Consider the following 2,176-nt stretch of genomic DNA (forward strand, 5'->3'; position numbering starts at 1 on the left):
ATCCAAGATGAATAACTCCAGAATACAAGGAGGGCGGATATCCCGTATTTCATGAATACCAGCTCATCGGCCTGAATAGCCGAGACGTCGAACAGCCAATAAATCGATGGTGCAAACAGCATGCAAAGGATAAACGGTTTCGACAGCCAGCTGAGAAGGCCATGGATGTAGTGGAGACGCTGGGTCAGGGTAAAACGGCCGCGCCACAATGGGCCATCTTTCAGAAGCCCGATCTGGATGGTTCCGAGACACCAGCGAGTGCGCTGCGTTATATATTCCGGAATTCCTTCAGCCGACAGACCGACACTGAGCTTCTCGTTCAGCCAACGCGTCACATAACCCCGTTCCATCAGGCGATAGGTCAGCAACATGTCTTCGGACAGGGCTTCATGCGGGAATCCGTCCATTTCGTTCAAAGCGGAGCGCCTCACGACAAAACTGGTGCCGACGCAGAAAGCACATCCCACCGCGTCCTTCGCTGGCTGAAAAGTGTCGAAGAAGACGCGCTGATCATCGACAAACGATGACCTTATGCCAAGATTATGTTGTATCGGATCAGAGTTGAAATAGAACTGCGGTGTCTGGACAATACCTACCTCTTCGTTCCTGAACAGCCCAACTGTGCGTAGCAGGAAATTTTCTTGCGGGGCAAAATCCGCATCAAGCACCATGATCAAATCGCACGGATGCCTAGTGGCATTCGTAAGCGTTAGAGCGTTATTGAGGTTGCCCGCCTTGGCGTGGCGGTTGTCGGGACGCGTGATATAGCCCACACCAATTTGATCGCAATAATCTTTGATTTCAGGACGGCGGGTATCGTCGCAGACATACACTTTGAAGTAGGGATAATTCATCGATCCGGCACTGATGACGGACTTCTCCAAGATATTGATCGGCTCATTATAAGTGCAGATAAATACGTCGACGGAAGGATACTGTTCCGTAGCTGCGAGTTGTTTCTGAGCGTCGTCAGCCTCGAGCGACCAGTCAGTCGATCTGAACAGGATAAGAACTGAACCAAGCGCATAGACAACTGAAATAGCTTCAAACGTAAAGTAGAAGTAGGCCCAGATGCTGGCTCCGGTCACCTCAACGTCAGGCAATGTGTCGAGCCATCGCCAGGAAATGTAAAGCACGAGCGACAGGATTGTAGCGCTTCCGAACAGCACTCTGTCAATCAACCTGTCCCGATGCGCCAACCTGGAGAACACGACGAACAGGAGTCCAATCCCCAGATCGAAAAGCAGCACACTCGAAACATCGTCGTTGACGTTGAAAAACATGCATACCTCAGTTGGGCCGGAAGGGGTTGAAATCCATTGCTGCCATCACGGCCCATGCGGTCGCACCCAGATGCGGCCAGTGCTGATACATGAACGCACCGCCCTGCCCCATCGCTCCGACTGTCAACCCAGTTGAAAGGGGCGGGCCGGAGGTCGCGTACAGCAACCCGGATTGCGGATCGACGTTTTCAAGGATGCTGGCGATCAACTCCGATGCGCGCTTTTGTTCACCATCCTGTTGGAAGAGCAACGCTGCCTGCGCCGTTCCCTCGATCCACAGTCCATCCCGATCCCCGTTGAAATCATAACCGCCTGGCACAGCCAACTTTGCGTCCATCAGGCCAATAGTATCGGCCCATTTAGCGGGTCGCCGCGATTTGGGGACGACCAAAAAGGGCCATATCTGCACATCCAGCCACAAGTCGGTGCTGTGGACTGCATTTCCGGTCAAATCTGTACCGATGAGAAAGCCGCTCTTGTCGTCCCGCATGCTAGTCACGAACTGCAGCGTATTTTCGGCCAGCCTTTCCCACCGGGGATTTTCGCTGATCATGCTGAGCCATCGGGCCACAGCCAGGATGTCGATGTTGTGTTCAGTGGATTTCCACGCAATACGGACGGCCTCGGGCTCAAAACCGTAATATCCCCCCACCACTCCCGGGCTAAAGTCGTCGCCCCGCAACTGATCGAGCCAAATGGCTAGGCGTTCCGCTGCCTCGAGATATTTCGCTTCCTTTGTCTTTTCGTGAAGCTGAAGAAGCGCCAATGCAGCCCACGCGACGTTACCGGAGGCAGTGCTGACCTGATATTCGTCTTCAGCCCAAAGTTTGGAGCGATCATCCCACCAGCCCGGCAGCGCGGGATTCTCCGTTATTGGCCCGGCTCGATACGCG

General features: G+C 53.9%; 2 protein-coding genes. Both read right to left on the bottom strand.

The genetic code is table 11. From position 1 onward, the window contains the following. The coding region (locus ACXJ5O_RS25055) for a glycosyltransferase family 2 protein (protein ID WP_457302274.1) at positions 1-1,283 on the bottom strand (1,283 nt) is incomplete at its 3' end. Between the two features lie 7 nt (positions 1,284-1,290). Then, on the bottom strand, positions 1,291-2,176 hold an 886-nt coding region (locus ACXJ5O_RS25060), incomplete at its 5' end, for a hypothetical protein (protein ID WP_457302275.1).

Source organism: Phyllobacterium sp. P5_D12, from assembly GCF_054049495.1.